Genomic DNA, 21179 nt, shown 5'->3' on the forward strand with positions numbered 1-21179 from the left:
GGCTTATTTCCCCCGCTCTTCGGCCTTGGCCTGGACATTCTGGAAGAAGACGATCGGGATCACCAGGATCAGCAGAAGGATGGTCGCCACCGCCGAGGAGACCGGCCAGTCGCGGTTCGAGTTGAACTCGCTCCATAGCGTCTTGCCGATCATCAGCGTCTGCGATCCGCCGAGCAGGTCGGGAATGACGAATTCGCCGACGGCCGGGATGAAGACCAGCATGCAGCCCGCCACCACGCCGGGAAGCGACAGGGGGAAGGTGACGCGCCAGAAAGCCCGGATCGGCGTGCACCCAAGATCCTGGGCAGCCTCGATCAGCGTATCGTCCATCTTTTCCAAAGCTGAATAGAGCGGCAGCACCATGAAGGGCAGATAGGAATAGACGATGCCGATATAGACGGCGGTGTTGGTGTTGAGGATGATCAGCGGCGTGTCGATTATGTGCAGCGACTGCAAGAGCTGGTTGAGCAGGCCTTCCGGCTTCAGGATGGCTATCCAGGCGTAGACGCGGATCAGGAAGCTCGTCCAGAAGGGCAGGATGACCAGCATCACCAGGGTCGGGCGCAGGCCGCGGGGCGCCTGCGCCATGCCGTAGGCGATCGGATAGGCGATCAGCAGCGTCAGGAAGGTAGAAATCCCGGCGATCACCACGCTCGAGACATAGGCGTTGAAATAGAGCGGGTCGTCGGTGAGGTAGCTGTAATTGTCGAAGGAGAGATCGCCGATTTTGCTCCAGAGGCCGGCCCAGCCCTCGGTGAAAGAGAAGACGGGCTCATAGGGCGGCATGGCGATCGCCGTCGCCGATACCGAAATACGGAAGACGATGAAGAAGGGCGCCAGAAAGAAGAGCAGCAGCCAAGCATAAGGGATGACGATGACCAGGCGATTGTAGAGGCCGGACGTGAGCTTGCCCATGATGTCAATCCTTCAGCAGGACGCCGGCATTCTCGTCGAAGGAGACCCAGACGTCCTGATCGTAGGTGAAGGGGTCGTCGACGGAGCGCTGCGCATTGAGGGATGAGGCCTTGACGATGTTGCCGCTCTGCAATTTCACATGGAAGACGGTCATGTCGCCGAGATACGCGATATCCCAGAGTTCGCCTCTGGCGGCGTTGACCGAAGCGTTGATGGGAGGCGTCCGCCCGACCCGCATTTTTTCCGGCCGGATGGCGAAGCCGGCGGCGCTGCCCGCCGAGGGTGTTTCGGAAGCGGCGACACGCACGCTGAAGCCGCTATCGACGGCAATCTCGACGGTGCCGTTGCCCGATGAGGCAACTTTTCCGTCGAAGATGTTCACGTCGCCAATGAAATCCGCGACGAAACGGCAATTCGGCGCCTCGTAGATCTCCGCCGGCGTCGCCACCTGCACGACCTTGCCGTGGCTCATGACGGCGATACGATCGGCCATGGTCATCGCCTCTTCCTGGTCGTGGGTGACGACGACGAAGGTGAGGCCGAGGCTCTGCTGCAGGTCCATCAGTTCGAACTGGGTTTCCTCGCGCAGCTTCTTATCGAGCGCGCCGAGCGGTTCGTCGAGCAGCAGCACCTTCGGGCGCTTGGCAAGCGAACGGGCCAGCGCCACGCGCTGGCGCTGGCCGCCGGAAAGCTGGTTCGGCTTGCGGGAGGCGAACTGCTCGAGCTTGACGAGCTTCAGCATCTGCGAGACGCGCTCTGATATCTCGTCCTTCGCCATGCCGTCCTGCCTGAGGCCGAAGGCGATGTTCTTCTCGACCGTCATGTGCGGGAAAAGCGCATAGGACTGGAACATCATGTTGACCGGGCGGCGATAGGGCGGCGTGCCTGCCATGTCAGTGCCGTCGAGCACGATTTCGCCCGAGGTCGGTTGCTCGAAACCGGCAAGCATGCGCAGAAGCGTCGACTTGCCGCAGCCGGAGGCGCCGAGCAGTGCAAAGAACTCGCGGTGATAGATATCAAGCGACAGGTTATCGACGGCGGTGAAATCGCCGAAACGCTTGGTGACATTCTTGATGGAAATGAAGGGCTTGGCGGACGGATCGGTCCAAGGTGCGAAAGAGCGGCGAATATTGCCTAAAGACTTCATATTGTTCCCCGGAAATACATTCTTTGCTTTTGTTCTCGGCTTTTGTTCCCGGATTCGCCCAGCCGGGATCGTCAAAAAAGGCCCGGACGTTTCCGTCCGGGCCGCGATCAGATCATTGGCCGGTGACCACGGTGGTCCATAGCCGCGTCACGAGTCGCTGTGTCTTCGGATCGAGCGGCGGAACGGTGAAGAGCTTCGCCATCACCTCCGGCGTCGGGTAGATCGCCGTATCGTCGAGGACCTCCTTGTCGAGGAACTGCTGCGACGCCTTGTTACCGTTGGCGTAGAAGACGAAGTTCGAGGCCTTGGCGATCACCTCCGGCTTCATCATGTAGTTGATGAATTCATGGGCTTCGGCGACGTGCGGCGCATCCTTCGGAATGCCGAAGACGTCAAAGAAGATCTGCGCGCCCTGCGACGGGACCGAATAATCCACCTTGACGCCGGCATTGGCTTCCTTAGCGCGGTCGCGGGCCTGGAACATGTCGCCGGAATAACCGAGTGCTATGCAGATATCGCCGTTCGCCAGGGCGCTGATATATTCCGAGGAATGGAACTTGCGCACGAAGGGACGAACCGCAACGAGAACCTCCTGCGCCTTCTTCAGATCCGCGGGATCGGTGCTATTGGGATTGCGTCCGAGATAGGCGAGCACGGAGGGCACGACATCCGTCGGGGAATCCAGCATATAGATGCCGCAATCCTTCAGTTTGGCCGCCTTCGCCGGGTCGAACAACGCATCCCAATTGGGCTTTTCGTCGGTGCCGAGGGCAGCCTTGACCTTGTCGACATTGTAGCCGATGCCGGTCGTGCCCCACATGTAGTCGACGCTGTATTCGTTGCCGGGATCGAAGGACGCGACACCCTTCATGATGACGTCCCACATGTTGACCAGGTTCGGCAGCTTCGACTTGTCGAGCTTCTGGTAGACGCCGGCGGCGATCTGGCGCTGCATGAAGGAGACCGTGGGAACGACGACGTCGTAACCCGAACCGCCGGCCAGCAGCTTGGTTTCCAGCGTCTCGTTGGAATCGAAGGTGTCGTAGACGACCTTGATGCCGGTTTCCTTGGTGAAATCCTCAAGGATGGAACTGTCGATATAGTCCGACCAGTTGTAGACGTTGACCACACGCTCCTGCGCAAGGGCCGGCGCGGCGGCAAGGAGCGCGGCAACGGCGGCGGCCGTCACGCTTGGAATGATTGACCTCATGACTTCTCCTGTTTGTTCAAAGCGCCCGCACCCCCGGACGTCTTTTCCCTCTGGTTTTGGCTGCAGACTAAGAAGGAATTTCACAGCTCACAAGCGCAAAATCCTGTGCGCTCAATGATTTCACAATCACTGGAAATCGAAGGCGCTGAGCCCCGCCACCATCTCGTCGAGCCCGAGCGGCCGCGTCACCGGCGGTTCGGCGCGGGAAAGGCAGCCGCGCCGCTCGCAAAGGCGACAGGCCGGACCGATCTCAACCGCATCGAGCGCCGTCGCCTGGCCATAAACCAGAGCCTCGCCAAGGGCGGCGTCGCAGCCGATCAGGATCGCCGTGCGCCGCAGCCTTTCGCCGAATTCGACGCTCGGCCCCTCCAGGGTGCGGGCGACCGTCAGGAAGGATGCGCCGTCAGGCATGACCACCGTTTCGGCCAGAATCTGGCCCGGCTGCAGGAAGGCAGCGTGGATGTTGAGCTTCGGACAGCCGCCGCCGAAACGGGCCTGCGGAAAGCCCTGGGCGCCCGCCCGCCGCAGCCTGTGGCCCGCGGCATCGATCTCGATCAGGAAGAAGGGGGTGGCGGCCGCGCCGGGCCGCTGCAGCATCGTCAGGCGGGCGGCGGCATGGCCGAAGGAGACGCCGAAGCGCGCCCTGAGAATATCGATATCGCAGCGCGTTGCCTTCGCCGCAGACAGAAAGGCTTCGTAGGGCATTGCGAGTGCTAAGGCCGCAATGCGGGCAAGCTCGAAACGGGCGATGCGGCGGGCCTCGGCCGAGGAGAGAGAGAGATCGTCGAGTTCGGCATCGATGGCCGGCAGCAAAGCGAGGGTGGCGGCCTCAACGGCGATCTCGTGCGCGCGGTCGGCCGGTGACAGGCGTTCCGAGATGAAAAGCCGCATCGAGTGGCGATCGAAACGGCGGCGCAGATCCGGCATGACGTGGACGGGCAGGACACGCACCGCGATGCCGCGCTCGGCGCGCAGCCAATCCTTGAGGCCGGCGGCAAGATCGAGGCCACCGGGGAGCGTCGCGGCAAAGGCTTCCGCCGCCGTCTCGATCCGCCCGAAATAGGCAGACCTGCGCTCCAGCGTCTCGCGCACCTCGTCGAGCGGCAACCGGCCGGCAGCGACAGGCGCATGGCCTTCGGCGGCCATCAGCGCCGTCAGGTCCGACAGCCTTGCCGCCTGCTCGCGATAGGCGCGGTAAAGCTTGATCATGCCGCTTGCGGCATTGGGTGCAGCCTCGGCCACCTCGACCAATTCCTGGTCGCCGGGCAATTCGCCCGAAAGCAGCGGATCGGCAAAGACTTCCTTGAGCTGGCCGAGACTGCCGCCGGTCTGCCCGCGCAACTCCTCCAGGTCGACCCTATAGACGCTTGCAAGCTTGAGAAGGAGCTGCACCGTCAGCGGCCGCTGGTTGCGCTCGATCAGGTTCAGATAGGACGGCGATATTTCAAGGGCTTCGGCCATGGCGGTCTGGGTCAGCGCCAGCGCATTGCGGATGCGCCTGACTTTCGGGCCTGCGAATATCTTCCGTTCCGCCATGGCACACCCTTTGACAAGGGAGGGGCGCTTTATTTACAATCTTTTACAAATTCACAGCGCCGCTCTGTCAATCCTCGTCATCTTAACCTCTTTCCGTCCAGGAAATCAAAGGTTTTTCTGGCTATATTGCGTTCCGTTGTCAATCTTGTCATCAGCACCCTTTTGTCGGGTTTTTAGTGAGGAGAGCAGCATGACGGATTTTTACAAGCTTGTTCCAAATTCATCGGCAGGCCGCTTCGACGGCATCGAAAGGCCCTATTCGGCCGATGACGTGCAGCGGCTCAGAGGTTCGGTGGCGCTCCGCCATACGCTAGCCGAATTGGGGGCGGACCGGTTGTGGCGGCTCCTGCACCAGGAGGATTTCGTCAATGCGCTTGGCGCGCTTTCCGGCAATCAGGCCATGCAGATGGTGCGTGCCGGGCTGAAGGCGATCTATCTCTCCGGCTGGCAGGTGGCGGCCGACGCCAACACGGCATCGGCGATGTATCCGGATCAGTCGCTCTATCCGGCCAATGCCGGGCCGGAGCTTGCCAAACGCATCAACCGCACGCTGCAGCGCGCCGATCAGATCGAGACCGCAGAAGCCCAGGGGCTTTCGGTCGAGACCTGGTTCGCGCCGATCGTTGCCGATGCGGAAGCCGGCTTCGGCGGACCACTCAACGCTTTCGAAATCATGAAGGCCTATATCGAGGCGGGTGCTGCCGGCGTTCACTTCGAGGACCAGCTCGCCTCGGAGAAGAAATGCGGCCATCTCGGCGGCAAGGTGCTGATCCCGACCGCCGCCCATATCCGCAATCTTGACGCCGCCAGGCTTGCCGCCGACGTCATGGGCGTGGCGACGCTCGTCATCGCCCGCACCGATGCGGAAGCGGCAAAGCTTTTGACCTCCGATATCGACGAGCGCGACCAGCCCTTCGTCGACTATGATGCCGGGCGCACCGTCGAAGGCTTTTATCAGGTCAGAAACGGCATCGAGCCCTGCATCGCCCGGGCTGTGGCCTATGCGCCGCATTGCGATCTCATCTGGTGCGAGACCTCGAAGCCGGACCTCGATCAGGCACGGCGATTTGCCGAAAGCCTGCACAAGGTCCATCCCGGCAAGCTGCTCGCCTATAATTGCTCGCCGTCCTTCAACTGGAAGAAGAACCTCGACGACGCGACGATCGCAAAGTTCCAGCGCGAACTCGGGGCGATGGGCTACAAGTTCCAGTTCATTACGCTCGCCGGCTTCCACCAGCTGAACTTCGGCATGTACGAGCTGGCGCGCGGCTACAGGCAGCGGCAGATGTCGGCCTATTCCGAGCTGCAGCAGGCGGAATTCGCCGCCGAGGTCAACGGTTATACCGCCACCAAACATCAGCGCGAGGTCGGCACCGGCTATTTCGACGCCGTGTCGCTCGCCATCACCGGCGGCCGGTCGTCGACCACGGCGATGCACGGCTCGACCGAACACGCGCAATTCAAACCGGCTGCGGAATAACCCAACGAGGAGGAGAAGATCATGGCATCCATTTCACGCGTCCGGGAACGGGCCGAGGAACAGGCGACCAGCATGAGCGAGGACCAGCAGACGACGATCCGCATGCTCGCCAACGACCTGCATCGGCTGAACCAATCGGTCATGAAAGCCGTCGAGGCCGGCGTCTCGGTCGAGCTGGTGCGCTCGGCCCGCCATCATGGCGGCGACGGCAACTGGGGCGATCTGCTCATTCCCGTCGTTGTCACCAACCGTCATTGAGGAGAACGCCCGCGCATCCTGGAAAGGGCGCGGGCGCTTCAAAGTACGTCAGCCGCGGCTCGGACGTTTTCCGGCGAAGAGATCGGCATAACTTCTGATCAGCTTGGTCATGCGGTCGGCGACTGTGCGGATCTCCGGGCGATGGCGATCCTCGGCGTTCATGACGATCCATTGGGCGTGGCGCAGTTCCGGTAACTCGCCGCCCTGGCGCTGCAATTCAGGGTCGAGATCGCCGACGAAACAGGGAAGCACGGCCTTGCCGGCGCCGGCGCGCACCAGATCCGGCAGCGAACGCGGCCGGTTGACGGTGGCGACGATCCCGGCTGTGGCATTGGCGTGCGGCCAGCGCAGGTAGGCCGATATCGCCTCCTCCTCGGCAACGGCAATCCAGCGTTCATCGATCTCGGCGGCGTTGCGTCTGATATAGATGGCATAGGCCACCTCGCCGAGCCGGCGGGCGGCAAGATTGGCCTCCTCCGGCTCGAAGGCGCGAATGCCGATATCGCTCTCGCGATAGGCAAGGCTCGCCCGCGCCTCACCGATGGTGAGCGAAATCGCAAAGCCATCACCCGGTATGCGGATGGCGGCGAAATTCTCCGTCAGCAGCCAGGCGACCCAGGTGCCGGCGGCGATCCTCACGGTCGTGCCTCCCTCGCCGGATTGCCGCCAGGCTTCCACCTTGCGGGCGGCGGCCTCCATCTCCTGAAGGTGATCGAGCAGCGCCTGGCCATCCTGGGTCAGGCGGTAGCCGGTCTGGCTGCGCGAAAATAAAGCGCGGCCGACCTCCTGCTCGAGATCGAGCATGCGCCGGCCGACGGTCGCAGGGCTGAGCCCGCTTGCCGTGCTTGCCCCCGTCAGGCCGCCGAGCCGGGCGACCTGCAGGAAAAGCTGATAGGAATCCCAACTCGCGTTTTTCATCGATGAAAAACATAGCGGGATTTTCCCTGTTTATGAAGAGATATTCGATGCCTAAATCAGGAGATGTCTTCTACAGAAAGGACATCGCCATGATCGACTTGATCACCATCGCAGGCATCCAGGGATATCGGCACATCCGCAGGCCAGGCGGCGGCAGGGCGGACGAGGATCAATTCTACGCCGAGTTCGGAGACAACAGCCTCATTCGCTTCGGCGCCTGGTTGACCTCGCTCGACATCAGCCCAAAGCGCGTCGTATCAAAAGTAGGGCGGCGGCGGAAAGCTGCGGCGCAATCCGGCGGCGGCTGCCGCCACGTTTCTCAGGCGACTTTCCTTGTCCCCAGGTGAGCGGGCTCTGCGATGATGCGGAAGCGGTCGATCAGCGCCATCAGCGTATCGGCCTCGCCGGCAAGCAGGCGGCTTGCCTGGGTGGTCTCGGCCACCATCGAGGCGTTCTTCTGGGTCATCTGGTCCATGGCGTTGACGGAACCGTTGACCTCCTGCAAGGCGGCCGACTGATCGCGGCTTGCAGTGGCGATGGTCTCGACATGGCCGCTGATCGCGATGATCTCCTGGCTGATCGAGGCAAGGACGCTGCCGGTCTTCTGGACTAGTTCGGAGCCGACCGTCACTTCCCGGCTGGATGTTTCGATCAGCGACTTGATCTCGCGCGCCGCGTCGGCCGAACGCTGGGCAAGTTCGCGGACCTCCTGGGCGACGACGGCAAAACCCTTGCCTGCCTCACCGGCCCGGGCCGCCTCGATGCCGGCATTGAGCGCCAGCAGGTTGGTCTGGAAGGCGATATCGTCGATCACCTCGATGATTTGCTCGATGCGCTGGGAGGCCTCTTCGATGCGGTCCATGGCGGCGACGGCATCGCCGACGACGGCGCCGGAATTGTCGGCCGTCTTCTTGGTCGCGGCGACGACATTATTGGCTTCGCGGGCACGCTCGGCGGACGAGCGAACCGTGACGGTGATCTCCTCGACAGCCGCGGCGGTCTCCTCGAGGTTTGCCGCCTGCGCTTCGGTGCGTTTCGAAAGCTCGCCGGCGGAGGCCGAGACGGCGCCACTGTTACGCTGGATGGTCGAGGCGCTGTCGCGGATACCGGACAGTGTGTCCTGCAGCCGCAGGAGGGAGGCGTTGAAATCGACGCGCAACTGCTCCAACCGGCCGACGAAGGGCGTGCCGATCGTTTGCGAGACATCGCCCTGCGACAGGCGTCCGAGGCCGGCGGCAAGCTGGTTGACGGCAAAGTCGATCTGGCCGTCGAGCGAGCGCTTGTCGGCGTCGTTCCTGGCGCGTTCGGCATCGCTCAAGGCACGCTGTTCGGCAGCCTGCGTTTCCAGGTCGCGCCTGGCGCGGGCGCTATCGCGGAAAAGCGCCAGGGCCCGGCCGATGTCGCCGAACTCGTTCTTCTTGCCGACACAAGGGATCGCTCCATCGAGATCGCCGGAGGAGATTGCGTGAACGCTCGCGGTCAGCGCCTGCAAAGGCTTCACCGACAGGCGGATGGCATAGAAGGCGAGAACACCGACAATGAGCATGACAATGGCGCCGACGCCGAGAACCAGCATCTGCAGCTCATACATACGCTGGTAATAGACCTCCATCGGAATGCCGATGAAGAGAATGCCGACATTGGCGTTCGACGTGTTCTTGATCGGGAAATAGCCGGTCATGAATTTGCGGCCAAATAGCTCCGCCTGGCCGTAATAGGCCTCGCCCCTGGCGAGCACGGGCTGAGCGGGATGCTCGGCAACGAGCTTGGTGCCGACGGCGCGGTCGCCGTTTTCCTTCTTGACGTTGGTGGAGATGCGGACGTAGTCGCCACCCTGCTTCTGGAAGATCGTGGCAACGCCGGCGATCGACTGCGCGGTCCGGTCGACCAGCGAGTGATCGGCGAGGGCCGGAATGGCGTCTTCCGTGACTGTCGAGAGCCGGTCATCCTTCAGCTCGACCCTGGCGCCCTGATCGGCCGCGCCGTAGAGCACGGCCATGGCGCGGGTGGCATCCCTGGCATCGGCGACGGCGCCGTCCATGACATAACGGCTCAGATTGTAATAGGTCACGCCGACAATGGCGGCGGTGCTGATCGCCAGCAGAAACAGTGTGATCGCGACGATCTGGCGGACGATCGACGTAGAGAAAAGGCGCAGCATCAAAACCCCCGGCAGAAGACCGGGGCTAAAGTAGACGAAAAGCGTTAAGGAAAATTTTCTGTAAATCAGGGCCACAGCATGCCACTATACGAAACGCGAAACGGCCCCGGAAGCCAGGGCCGTTCTCGTGATGATGAGATCAACGATCAGGCGGCGCGGTAGACCTGCGCCTCGCCCGCCTCGCCATCGATCTTGAACTGCTGGATGAGACGCCGCAGCGAACCCGCCTCGTCGGCCAGTTCACGGCTGGCAGCTGTCGTCTCTTCCACCATGGCGGCGTTCTGCTGCGTCATCTGGTCCATCTGATTGACCGTCGCGTTGACGCTCTGCAGTGCATTGGACTGGTCGTGGCTGGCGCGGGCGATCATCTCGACATGCTGGCTGATCGTGACGATCTGGGCGCTGATCTTAGCGAGCACCGTGCCGGTCTCCTGCACGAATTGCGAGCCGGAACTGACCTCGTTGGTCGACTTGTTGATCAGACCCTTGATCTCCTGCGCCGCGGCGGCGGAACGCTGGGCCAATTCGCGGACTTCCATCGCGACGACTGCAAAGCCCTTGCCGGCTTCACCGGCGCGGGCCGCCTCAATGCCGGCATTCAGCGCCAGCAGATTGGTCTGGAAGGCGATCTCGTCGATGACGCCGATGATCTGCTCGATCTGGCGCGAGGCATCCTCGATGCGGCCCATCGCATCGATCGCATTGCTGACGACGACGGCGGAATCGTCGGCGCTGCGTTTGGCCTGGCGAACGATCTGGTCGGCATCCTTGGCGCGTTCGGCAGAGGAGCGGACTGTAACGGTGATCTCGTCGACGGCGGCTGCGGTCTCTTCGAGCGAGGCAGCCTGCTGTTCGGTGCGCTTGGAGAGATCCTCGGCCGACTGGGCCATCTGGTTGCCGTTGCCCTGGATCAGTTCGACATTGTCGCGGATCTGGCTCATCGTCGCCTGCAGGCGCATCATCGAACCGTTGAAATCCTGGCGCAGCTGTTCGAGACGGCCGATGAAGGGCGTCTCGATCGTCGTCGATATATCGCCCTGCGACATGCGTTCGAGGCCGGCAGCGAGCGCGTTGACGGCGAATTCGATCTGGCGATCCATCTCGCGCTTGTCGGCGTCGTTGCGCTGGCGCTCATGTTCGGCGGCGGCGCGTTCCTCGTCGCTCTGCTCTTCGATGCGGATCTTCGAAATGGCATTTTCCTTGAAGATGCCGAGCGCGCGGGCCATGTCGCCGATTTCATCGTGACGCTGCTCGCCGGAAATGCTGGTCTCCAGCGCCCCTTCGGCGATGCGGCGCATGGCGGCGGTGATCTGGCTGATCGGGCGCTGCAGCGTCAGAACCAGGGCGATGCCGCCGAGGATCGACAGGAGGATACCGAAACCGGTAGTGATGACGGAGATGCCGTTTGCCTGGGTGCGCTCGGTACCGGCCGTCTGCTTCTGCAGCTCGGCGAAATCGGTCAGCTTCGTCCAGATCTGGTCGAGCTCCTGGCGGGCAGCGGCATAGGCGGTGACGCGCTCGCCGATCGTATCGACGATCTTCGAGCCGCCGCCGGAGATGGCGTCGAGTGCAGGCTGGATTGCGCCGGATATGCCTTCGGCAAAGCCCATGCCCTTGGCGCTGGTGATCAGCACCTGCATGTCCTTGCCGAGCGTGCCGGCCTGCTGCTGCAGACGCACGAGATTTTCCTTGCTGGAGTTGGCGAGGAAATCGGAAAGCACGATCTGCAGCGAATAGACGGAATTTTCGAGACGCCTTGTATCCTGAAGGACGGAGTTGGTCTGGCCGATGCGGCCCTCGAGCTCGGCGAAACGCTGTGTCGCTTCGCGCATCTTCTGCGTCGCGGTCAGCTGCGTATAGGTCGAGGTCTGGCGGAAGCGCGACACGAGACGGCCGAGTTCGGCGATGTTCTCGTCGGTCGGAGCGGGCATCGCAGTGATTGCCTTGATACTGTCGATGGTCGCGGCCAGGGCGTCGATGACGTTCTTCTGGTTGGTCGGAACCGAGATGGCGATCAGCCGCTGGGATTTGACGATCGCAGGCATCTGTTCGTTGATGAAGGCGATCTTGTCCTCCGGCGTCTGCGGCTTGCTGTAGCCGCTGGCGACGGTGCCGAGGAAATCGCCGCCCTTCAGCAGCCGGTCGGCGGTGCGAAGGGTGATGGTGGCGGCACCCTCGTCGTTCTGAAGCGCGGTCTGCAATTCCTCAGCCTGGTAGGAGACCGTGAAGCGGGTGCTGATCAGGCTCTTCTGCGCCGCGTCGATCTGCTCATGCAGCGCCTGCTCCTGCTCATGCAGACCCCAGAGTTTGCCGACGACGCCAGAAATGTCCTTGGTGCGGCGGGCTGCTTCGGCAAGACTGTCGCGGCCGGCGGCTTCTTCACCAACCTGATTCAGCGTCTGTTCGAGCACGCCCTGCTGGGTAGTCAGATCGGTAAGCAGCTTGTCGCGCGCCTGCTGGCTGGTGACGCGCAGGAAATCGTCCATCGAACCGTAGAGATCCTTGAAGCCGCTCAGCGACTGCAGCACGCTGTTGGATATTTCCATGCGGCCCTGAAGCAGCCCCGAAGCGTAAAGGCCCGTCAGGCCCACCGCCGAAATGGTGACGACGAAAGGCAGAACGAAGATCAGAACCTTCGTCTTGATCCTGAAGCGGGAAAGAATCTTGTCAATTAACATGGCGTTCCGGGCCTTTCATGCACCACTCCTCCCGCAGGCGGCCATTTGGCGCCAGCCGAGTACACATCGAGCTGTTCTTAGTTACATCGGGAACCCGGAAAGCCAGGCGGCAGTCATTGCCGGTTCATGTCCAAACAACTTGGAAATGCCCAAATAATCGCGGGCAATTGTGTCAGATTAGATATTAATTTTCGGATAAGCGGTTGCGGCGGATTAAGCCAAGGCGGTGAAATAGTTGAAATTTTGTAAGCCGCGGCGCCGTGGGGCGGCAACACCCGTGCCACGACGTTCGTTGCAGGCCTGAAGACAGGATCAGATGAAGTGCGAGGAGAGCAGCGCGAGACTGGCGGCGGTAGCGCCGGCTGCCAGCATCAGATAACGCAGGGTGACCATCCGGGCGTTCGGCTTCGCCTGGGCAATTGCGATGGCGCGGGCGCGTCGTGTGTTTCTGGTCATGCTGGAAACCTCACTTCTGTCTGACACAACAATCCAACAAAACGGCTTGCTGGTAAAGCTTATTTAGGAAGAGCTTTGCAGATCGCCAATTGAGACAGGATGGCGCACCTCTCTTAAGAAGTCTTGAATCGGTATTACCTACATTTATGCATATTCGCCGGCGGCAAATCCGGAGGCCCAGGCCCATTGGAAATTGTAGCCGCCGAGCCAGCCGGTGACGTCGACGCATTCGCCGATGAAGTAAAGCCCGGGTACGGCCTTGGCCTCCATGCTGCGGGAATCAAGCGCTGCCGTATCGATACCGCCGAGCGTCACTTCGGCGGTGCGATAGCCTTCCGAGCCGGACGGCTTGACCGCAAAGTTCTGGGCTCCAGCAGCAAGGCGCAGCAGCGCCTTGTCGGGAAGGTCGGCCATATTGCCGGCGATTTTCTCACGCTCGACGAGAAATTGCGCCAGCCGTTTCGGCAAGATCTCGGCAAGCGCCGTCTGCGGCGACTGGCGGCCATTACGCTGCTTTGCCGTCTTCAGATGTGTTGCAATGTCGATATCCGGCTCGATCGAAACGACGACCTCGTCGCCTTCGCGCCAGTAGGAGGAGATCTGCAGGATGGCGGGTCCGCTGAGGCCCCGATGGGTGAACAGCAGCGCTTCGCGGAAGGCGGTCCTGCCATGGCAGATTTCGGCCGGGGCGGAAATGCCGGCGAGCGGGGCGATGGCATCGAGCAGGCCGGGATCGAGCGTCAGCGGCACGAGGCCGGGGCGGGTTTCAAGCACCGGAAGACCGAACTGCTCGGCGAGGCGATAGGCAAAGCCGGTCGCGCCCATCTTCGGGATCGACTTGCCGCCGGTGGCGACGATCAGCGACGATGCTTCAAAGCTATCGTCACCGGTCTTGACGCGAAAACCCGCCTGCACCTTTTCGACGCCTGATATCTCGGTGCCGAGAAGCAGCTGCACGCCGGCGCCGCGCATCTCAGCGAGCAGCATGCGGATGACGTCTTTGGCGCTATCGTCGCAGAAGAGCTGGCCCAGGGTCTTTTCGTGCCAGGCAATGCCGTGCCGGTCGACCATGGCGATGAAATCGGCAGGCGTGAAACGGGCGAGCGCCGACTTGCAGAAATGCGGGTTGGCGGAGAGGAAATTCTTCGGCCCGGCATGGATATTGGTGAAATTGCAGCGGCCGCCGCCCGATATGCGGATCTTCTCGCCTGGCGCCCTTGCATGGTCGAGGATCGCGACCGAGCGGCCGCGTTTTCCGGCCCGAATGGCCGCCATCATGCCCGCCGCCCCGGCGCCGATGACGATGACGTCGCTTTTGCGCTGCAAATCCGTTTCCTCGATCAAGACAGCGTCTTCTTTTCCATCAAAGGGCGAAAGTCAACGTTCTCAACCTCTCGCCAATTGGCAAAGTCCGGTTATGATGGCGCCACGATCAACCAGACCGGTGTGTCATGTCCCCAAAAAAGACGACGCTGAAGCCTGCCAGAAACGTACCCGCCTCGAAGAAAACTCCTCCGGACCCCGGATCCCTGCGCGGCGTTGCGAACTGGAAGGAAGCAGCGCGGTGGCTGAGGGACAGGGGCATCGAAGACATCGAATGCATCACGCCGGACCTTGCCGGCGTTCCGCGCGGCAAGATGATGCCGAGCTCGAAATTCACCTCGAACACCTCGCTGGCGCTGCCTTCGGCGATCTACCGGCATACGATTTCGGGCGAGTACCCGGAGGAGACGGAGAGCTTCCGCTACGAGCCGCGCGACAGCGACCTGAAGCTGATGCCCGACCTTTCGACGCTTTCGGTCGTGCCCTGGGAGACCGACCCGACGGCGCAGGTGATCTGCGACATCGTCGATTCCGACGGCGGCGAAGTGCCCTATACGCCGCGCAACGTGCTGAAACGGATCCTGAGCCTCTATCACGACCGCGGCTGGAAGCCGATCGTGGCGCCCGAGATCGAATTCTACCTGGTCGCCAAGAATGTCGACCCCGACTATCCGCTGCACCCGCCGAAGGGCAGGTCCGGCCGCTCGATCCTCGGCGGCCAGGGCTATTCGATCGCCGGGATCAACGAATTCGACGAGTTGATCGACGACATCTACCATTTCTCGGAGAAGCAGGGGCTCGAGATCGATACGCTGATCCACGAAGAGGGACCGGCGCAGCTCGAGATCAACCTGCGCCACGGCAATCCGATCGAACTTGCCGACCAGGTGTTCCTGTTTAAGCGCACGATCCGTGAGGCGGCGCTGAAGCACGACATCTATGCGACCTTCATGGCCAAGCCGATGCAGGCCCAGCCGGGTTCGGCGATGCATATCCATCAATCGGTGGTCAATATCGAGACGGGTAAAAACGTATTCTCCAATGCGGACGGATCGGCTTCGAAGGAATTCTTCCATTTCATCGGCGGCATGCAGAAATTCGTGCCGAGCACGATGGCGATGCTTGCGCCCTACGTGAATTCCTATCGGCGCCTGCAGCCTGATATGTCCTGCCCGGTCAACAATGCCTGGGGTTACGACAACCGGACGACGGCCTTCCGCGTTCCGGTTTCCGATCCGCAGGCGCGGCGCGTCGAAAACCGGCTCCCGAGCTCGGACGCCAATCCCTATCTGGCGCTTGCCGCCTCGCTCGCCGCCGGCCTGCTCGGCATCATGAAGCAGATTGAGCCGACGGCGCCGACGGAGGATTCGGCCAATGAAGGCTCGATCGACCTGCCGCGTGGCCTGCTGGAAGCCGTGGCGCTGCTCGAGGACGAGCCCGCCTTCGAGGAGATTTTCGGCAAGCAGTTCATCGGCCTCTATACCGGCGTCAAGCGCGGCGAGTTCGAGACCTTCATGCAGGTGATCAGCCCCTGGGAGCGGGAATTCCTTCTGCTCAACGTGTGAGGGACCGTCATGGCATCGCAGGAGATGTGGCAGAGCCCGATCTCGCCGGGACTATCCTGGTATCAGGCAACCATCGGGGAGCGGCCCACTTATGCCGCCCTCGACGGCTCGAGAACAGTAGACGTCGCCATCATCGGCGGCGGCTATACCGGCCTGCAGGCCGCCTATAATCTTGCCAAGGCAGGCGTCTCGGTGGTGCTGATCGAAGCCTGCCGCTTCGGTGACGGGGCGTCCGGGCGCAATGGCGGCCAACTTGGCACCGGCCAGCGATGGTGGCCGGAAGAACTCGAGGAGAAGATCGGCTACGAACGCTCGAAGGCGCTGTTTAATCTTGCCGAGGCGGCCAAGCGCCATCTCATCGATTTCGCCCGCGAGCACCAGATCGAGATCGACTATGTGCCCGGCCAGCTCAACGTCGCGCACAAGGCGAGCTACAAACGCGCCTATTACGAAAATGCCCAGATCGCCGCGCTGCGTTACGACTATCCGCACATCAGTTTCATGGATGAGAAGGAAACGCACGAGCGGCTCGGTTCGAAGCGGTTTCATTGCGGCGTGCGCGATGTCGGCACTGGCCACATCCATCCGCTGAAGCTGCTGGTGGGGCTGGCCCGGGTCGCCGCCAATGCCGGTGCTGCGATCTTCGAGATGACCGCGGCAAAGGCGATCCGCCAGGGTGGCGGCAAGGTGACGATCGAAACCGAAAGGGGAACGATCACCGCCGATCGGGCGCTGATTGCCTGCGATGGCCATATCGACGGCCTCGAACCGGTGACCGCAAGACATGTTATGCCAATCCGCTCTTTCATCGGCGCCACAGCCCCGCTCGACGGGCATCCCGATGTCCTGCCGGGCGGCGAGGCCGTGGCCGATTCGCGCTTCGTCGTGCGCTACTTCCGCAAATTCGGCGACGGCCGGCTGCTGTTTGGCGGACGCGAAGCCTATACGTCGGACAATCCGACGGACATTTCCGAGCACATCCGCCGACAGATCGCCGAGATCTATCCCGCCCTGAAGGATATCGAGATCACCCATGCCTGGGGCGGCAGCGTCGGCATCACCATGCCGCGCCAGCCATTCGTGCGCGAGGTCATGCCCGGCGTCATCTCGATCGGCGGTTATTCCGGCCATGGCGTCATGCTGTCAAACTACTGTGGCAAGCTCTACGCGGAAACGGTGCTTGGAAAATCCGGTGATCTCGACCTCTTCACATCGCTCGATATTCCTGCCTTTCCCGGCGGCGCCGGCATGCGGGCGCCGTTGCTTTTCCTCGCCTTGTCGTGGTTTGCGCTTCGCGACAAATTTTAGTCCGATTGCGGATTTCCTCTTCCGGAAATTCGCTCTAAAACCGGCGCCTGAGAGATTCATTGCACCGCACACTGGCTTTTTTAAATCGATTAGATTAAAAGAGCCGCCAACCAGCCTGATTGAGAGACAAGCTCATGAGCAGCCAGATCATTCCCGTTGAGCCTTTTGATTATGTCGTCTTCGGCGGCAGCGGCGACCTAGCCGAACGCAAGCTTCTGCCCGCGCTGTATCATCGCCAGATCGAAGGCCAGTTTACGGAACCGACCCGCGTGATCGGCGCCTCGCGCAGCCCGTTGACGCACGAGGAATACCGCAAATTCGCCAAAGACGCGCTGAACGAGCACCTGAAGAAGGGTGAATACGACGAAGCGGAGGTGGAGAAATTCTGTGCCCGCCTCTACTACGTCTCGGTCGACGCCCGCACGGATACCGGCTGGGATCAGCTGAAGAAGCTGCTCGACGAGGGCAAGGATCGAGTGCGCGCCTTTTACCTCGCGGTCGCGCCCGGTATCTTCGGCGACATTTCGCAGAAGATCCACGACCACAAACTGATCACCAAGTCGACCCGCATCGTCGTCGAGAAGCCGATCGGCCGCGATCTCGCCTCGGCGCTGCAGCTCAACGACACGATCGGCCGTGCCTTCAAGGAAGAACAGATCTTCCGCATCGACCACTATCTCGGCAAGGAGACCGTGCAGAACCTGATGGCGCTGCGTTTCGCCAACGCGCTGTACGAGCCGCTGTGGAATGCCAACTATATCGATCACATCCAGATCACCGTGGCTGAAGCAGTCGGCCTTGAGGGCCGCGCCGGCTATTACGATACGGCAGGCGCATTGCGCGACATGGTGCAGAACCACATCCTGCAGCTGCTCTGCCTGACGGCGATGGAAGTGCCATCGTCGATGGATTCGGAAGCCGTTCGCGACGAAAAGCTGAAGGTGCTGCGCGCGCTGAAGCCGCTCAATGCCTCCAATGTCGAGCAGGCGACGGTCCGCGGCCAGTATCGCGCCGGCGCATCGGGCAGCGGCCCGGTCAAGGGCTATCTCGAAGAGCTCGAAGGCGGCGTCTCGAACACCGAGACCTTCGTCGCCATCAAGGCGGAGATCAACAATTGGCGCTGGGCGGGCGTTCCCTTCTACATCAGAACCGGCAAGCGCCTGACCGGACGCATGTCCGAGATCGTCATCACCTTCAAGCCGATCCCGCATGCGATCTTCGACCAGGCGGCCGGACGCATCGTTGCCAACCAGCTGATTATCCGGCTGCAGCCGGATGAAGGCGTCAAGCAGTCGCTGATGATCAAGGATCCGGGCCCGGGCGGCATGCGCCTGCGCAACGTCTCGCTCGACATGAGCTTCGCCCAGGCGTTCAACGTGCGCAATCCCGACGCATACGAGCGTCTGCTGATGGATGTGATCCGCTCCAACCAGACATTGTTCATGCGCCGCGACGAAGTCGAAGCCGCATGGAAATGGGTGGATCCGATCCTCAAGGGTTGGGAAACCACCGGCCAGCAGGTGCAGGGCTATACGGCCGGCACCTGGGGTCCGAGCCAGGCCATCGCGCTGATCGAGCGCGACGGCCGCACCTGGCATGACGATATCTAGGACGAAACCGATGGCATCGACCCTGCATTCCTTCGCCAGCCCCGCAGATCTCGCCGGCAGTCTCGCCGACAAGGTCGCCGATACGCTTTCGGCGGCGATCGCCGCCCGCGCAACGGCGTCCATCGCCGTTTCCGGCGGCTCGACCCCGAAGCTGTTCTTCCAGGCACTGTCGACGCGCGATATCGCCTGGGACAAGGTGACGATCACACTTGTCGACGAGCGTTTCGTGCCGGCCGACAATGCGCGCTCGAACCATCTGCTGGTCGATGCCAATCTCCTACAGAACAAAGCCAAGGCGGCGCGTTTCCTGCCTCTCTATCAGGACACGGCCTCCGCGGAGGAGGCCGCAAGGCTTGCGACCGAGAAGACCAGGGCAATCAGTTCCCCCTTCGACATCGTCATCCTCGGCATGGGTGGCGACGGCCACACCGCCTCGTTTTTTCCCGGCGGCAGCAATCTTGCCAAGGCGCTCGATGCATCGACGCCGCGCGGCATCATCACCATGGAAGCGGAAGGGGCCGGCGAGCCACGCCTGACGTTCACCTTCTCCAGTCTTCAGGATGCCGCACTCCTGGTTCTTCATATTGAGGGCGAAGGCAAAAAAGACGTTCTCGCCAAGGCAGAGGGCAAGGGTGAAGAGGCAGAAATGCCGATCCGCGCCGTTCTGCGCCGGGCCACTTCCCCGGTCGAGATCTACTGGGCTCCCTGATCGGCCGTCGATCCGGATCGAGATTCAGGCCAGAGCCGCCGAACAGATTAAGACAACGAACAAGGCAGGGATCTTCCATGTCCGCTCATGCACGCATTTCTGCGATCACCGATCGCATCGTCGAACGCTCGAAACCAACCCGCGAACGCTATCTAGAACGGCTGCGCGCCGCCGCGTCCCAGGGTGTGCAGCGCTCGGTGCTCGGCTGCGCCAACCTTGCGCACGGTTTTGCGGTCTGTTCCCCCGCCGATAAGGATGCGCTCGCCGGCGACCGCATCCCCAATCTCGGCATCATCACCGCCTATAACGACATGCTCTCGGCTCACCAGCCGTTCGAGACCTATCCGGCGATCATCCGCGAGGCGGCCGCCCAGGCCGGCGGCGTGGCGCAGGTGGCAGGCGGCGTGCCGGCGATGTGCGACGGCGTCACCCAGGGACAGCCGGGCATGGAGCTTTCGCTGTTCTCGCGCGATCTGATCGCCATGTCGGCGGGCATCGGCCTGTCGCACAACATGTTCGACGCCGCCCTCTTCCTCGGCGTCTGCGACAAGATCGTGCCGGGCCTCGTGATGGCGGCCCTGTCCTTCGGACACCTGCCGTCGATCTTCGTTCCCGCCGGTCCGATGACGACAGGCCTGCCGAACGACGAGAAGTCGCGCGTGCGCCAGCTCTTCGCCGAGGGCAAGGTCGGTCGCGCCGAGCTGCTGGAAGCCGAATCGAAGTCCTATCACGGCCCCGGCACCTGCACCTTCTATGGCACCGCCAATTCCAATCAGATGCTGATGGAGATCATGGGCTTCCACATGCCCGGCTCCTCCTTCATCAATCCGGGCACGCCGCTGCGCGAAGCGCTGACGCGCGAGGCGGCCAAGCGGGCGCTGGCGATCACCGCGCTCGGCAACGAATTCACGCCGGCGGGCGAGATGATCGATGAGCGCTCGGTCGTCAACGGCGTCGTCGGCCTGCATGCCACCGGCGGCTCTACCAATCACACGCTGCACCTCGTCGCCATGGCGCGGGCGGCCGGCATCCAGCTGACCTGGCAGGATATTGCCGAGCTTTCGGAAATCGTCCCGCTGCTGGCCCGCGTCTACCCGAACGGACTTGCTGACGTGAACCATTTCCAGGCGGCCGGCGGCATGGGCTTCCTCATCAAGCAACTCCTGAAGCACGGACTGGTGCATGACGACGTGCGCACCGTCTTCGGCCAGGGTCTCCAAGCCTATACGGTCGACGCCCGGCTCGGTGAAAACGGCGCCGTCCGGCGCGAACCGTCGCCTGAGAAGAGCGTCGATCCCAAGGTTCTCTCCAGCATCGAAACGCCGTTCCAGGCGAATGGCGGGCTGAAGATGCTGCGCGGCAATCTCGGCAAGGCGGTGATCAAGATCTCCGCCGTCAAACCGGAACGCCACATCATCGAGGCGCCGGCGATCATCTTCCACAGCCAGCAGGAGCTGCAGGACGCTTTCAAGGAAGGCAAGCTCAACCGCGATTTCATCGCCGTCGTGCGCTTCCAGGGGCCGAAGGCGAACGGCATGCCGGAACTGCATAAGCTGACGCCGCCGCTCGGCGTGCTGCAGGACCGCGGCTTCCGCGTGGCGCTGTTGACCGACGGGCGCATGTCCGGCGCCTCAGGCAAGGTGCCGGCCGCGATCCACGTGACGCCCGAGGCGGTCGACGGCGGCCCGATCGCCCGCATCCGCGACGGCGACATCATCCGCCTGGACGCGATCAAGGGCACGCTCGAGCTGCTCGTCGATGCAGCCGATATGGCCGAGCGCGAGCCGGTGACCGTCGATCTCTCCGACAATGAATTCGGCATGGGCCGCGAACTCTTCGCGCCGTTCCGTCGCGCCGTCGGACCTTCGGATCAGGGCGCCAGCGTGCTCTTCCACCACTAGCTAC

The 21179-nt window shown here is 62.4% G+C and carries 17 protein-coding genes; 8 read left to right on the plus strand and 9 right to left on the minus strand.

All coding sequences use genetic code 11. From position 1 onward, the window contains the following. Positions 1 to 3 precede the first annotated feature (3 nt). The 4 genes from HJB84_RS12435 to HJB84_RS12450 all read right to left on the minus strand — a co-directional run bounded on the left by HJB84_RS12435 (position 4) and on the right by HJB84_RS12450 (position 4808). The gene (locus HJB84_RS12435) at positions 4 to 915 is read right to left on the minus strand and encodes an ABC transporter permease (protein WP_207582991.1); all 912 of its coding nucleotides are present in this window, start codon (positions 913 to 915) and stop codon (positions 4 to 6) included. Positions 916 to 919: 4 nt separating this feature from the next. Continuing rightward, positions 920 to 2062, minus strand: a complete 1143-nt coding sequence (locus HJB84_RS12440) for an ABC transporter ATP-binding protein (RefSeq protein ID WP_207582990.1) — start codon at positions 2060 to 2062, stop codon at positions 920 to 922. 112 nt (positions 2063 to 2174) lie between these two features. After that, entirely contained in the window at positions 2175 to 3272 is a 1098-nt protein-coding gene (locus HJB84_RS12445) for a polyamine ABC transporter substrate-binding protein (RefSeq protein ID WP_207582989.1), read from the minus strand. A 126-nt stretch (positions 3273 to 3398) separates the two neighbouring features. Continuing rightward, on the minus strand, positions 3399 to 4808 hold the full coding sequence (locus tag HJB84_RS12450) for a short-chain fatty acyl-CoA regulator family protein (RefSeq protein ID WP_221116066.1): 1410 nt from the start codon (positions 4806 to 4808) through the stop codon (positions 3399 to 3401). 190 nt (positions 4809 to 4998) lie between these two features. On the opposite strand from HJB84_RS12450, the gene aceA reads away from it, so the two are divergent. Together aceA and HJB84_RS12460 are read left to right on the plus strand one after the other, a co-directional pair. Next, complete coding sequence (aceA, locus tag HJB84_RS12455) at positions 4999 to 6288, plus strand: isocitrate lyase (protein WP_207582987.1); 1290 nt, start codon at positions 4999 to 5001, stop codon at positions 6286 to 6288. Positions 6289 to 6309: 21 nt separating this feature from the next. After that, positions 6310 to 6546: a hypothetical protein gene (locus HJB84_RS12460; RefSeq protein WP_003570242.1), complete on the plus strand. Its 237-nt coding sequence runs from the start codon at positions 6310 to 6312 to the stop codon at positions 6544 to 6546. 48 nt (positions 6547 to 6594) lie between these two features. Here the strand turns inward: HJB84_RS12460 and HJB84_RS12465 are convergent, their stop codons facing one another. After that, the gene (locus HJB84_RS12465; RefSeq protein WP_207582986.1) at positions 6595 to 7464 is read right to left on the minus strand and encodes a LysR family transcriptional regulator; all 870 of its coding nucleotides are present in this window, start codon (positions 7462 to 7464) and stop codon (positions 6595 to 6597) included. Positions 7465 to 7553: 89 nt separating this feature from the next. On the opposite strand from HJB84_RS12465, the gene HJB84_RS12470 reads away from it, so the two are divergent. Continuing rightward, positions 7554 to 7811 carry a hypothetical protein gene (locus tag HJB84_RS12470; RefSeq protein ID WP_207582985.1) on the plus strand — a complete coding sequence of 86 codons (258 nt, stop codon included), beginning with the start codon at positions 7554 to 7556 and terminating at the stop codon, positions 7809 to 7811. Here the strand turns inward: HJB84_RS12470 and HJB84_RS12475 are convergent. The 4 genes from HJB84_RS12475 to HJB84_RS12490 form a co-directional block, all read right to left on the minus strand. Further along, the gene (locus tag HJB84_RS12475; protein WP_207582984.1) at positions 7784 to 9625 is read right to left on the minus strand and encodes a methyl-accepting chemotaxis protein; all 1842 of its coding nucleotides are present in this window, start codon (positions 9623 to 9625) and stop codon (positions 7784 to 7786) included. The two genes, HJB84_RS12470 and HJB84_RS12475, sit on opposite strands and share 28 nt — an antisense overlap. A gap of 146 nt (positions 9626 to 9771) precedes the next feature. Further along, positions 9772 to 12303, minus strand: a complete 2532-nt coding sequence (locus tag HJB84_RS12480) for a HAMP domain-containing methyl-accepting chemotaxis protein (protein WP_207582983.1) — start codon at positions 12301 to 12303, stop codon at positions 9772 to 9774. Between the two features lie 312 nt (positions 12304 to 12615). Beyond that, on the minus strand, positions 12616 to 12759 hold the full coding sequence (locus HJB84_RS12485) for a hypothetical protein (protein WP_209887692.1): 144 nt from the start codon (positions 12757 to 12759) through the stop codon (positions 12616 to 12618). 144 nt (positions 12760 to 12903) lie between these two features. Beyond that, positions 12904 to 14103: an NAD(P)/FAD-dependent oxidoreductase gene (locus HJB84_RS12490; RefSeq protein ID WP_221116067.1), complete on the minus strand. Its 1200-nt coding sequence runs from the start codon at positions 14101 to 14103 to the stop codon at positions 12904 to 12906. Positions 14104 to 14210: 107 nt separating this feature from the next. Here HJB84_RS12490 and HJB84_RS12495 point away from each other — a divergent pair, with 107 nt between their 5' ends. The 5 genes from HJB84_RS12495 (at position 14211) to edd (ending at position 21175) form a co-directional block, all read left to right on the plus strand. Then, a complete protein-coding gene (locus tag HJB84_RS12495; RefSeq protein WP_207582980.1) occupies positions 14211 to 15647 on the plus strand; it encodes a glutamine synthetase family protein in 1437 nt (478 codons plus the stop codon). 9 nt (positions 15648 to 15656) lie between these two features. Further along, positions 15657 to 16955 (plus strand): FAD-binding oxidoreductase, encoded by a 1299-nt coding sequence (locus tag HJB84_RS12500; protein ID WP_221116068.1) that lies wholly within the window; start codon positions 15657 to 15659, stop codon positions 16953 to 16955. A gap of 134 nt (positions 16956 to 17089) precedes the next feature. After that, positions 17090 to 18565, plus strand: a complete 1476-nt coding sequence (gene zwf / locus HJB84_RS12505) for a glucose-6-phosphate dehydrogenase (protein WP_007633233.1) — start codon at positions 17090 to 17092, stop codon at positions 18563 to 18565. A 10-nt stretch (positions 18566 to 18575) separates the two neighbouring features. Then, entirely contained in the window at positions 18576 to 19274 is a 699-nt protein-coding gene (pgl, locus tag HJB84_RS12510; RefSeq protein WP_221116069.1) for a 6-phosphogluconolactonase, read from the plus strand. A 77-nt stretch (positions 19275 to 19351) separates the two neighbouring features. Then, positions 19352 to 21175 carry a phosphogluconate dehydratase gene (gene edd / locus HJB84_RS12515; RefSeq protein ID WP_221116070.1) on the plus strand — a complete coding sequence of 608 codons (1824 nt, stop codon included), beginning with the start codon at positions 19352 to 19354 and terminating at the stop codon, positions 21173 to 21175. The last annotated feature ends 4 nt before the right edge of the window (positions 21176 to 21179 follow it).

It is taken from the genome of Rhizobium sp. NZLR1b, from assembly GCF_019685155.1.
In the GTDB taxonomy this organism is placed as follows: Bacteria; Pseudomonadota; Alphaproteobacteria; order Rhizobiales; family Rhizobiaceae; genus Rhizobium.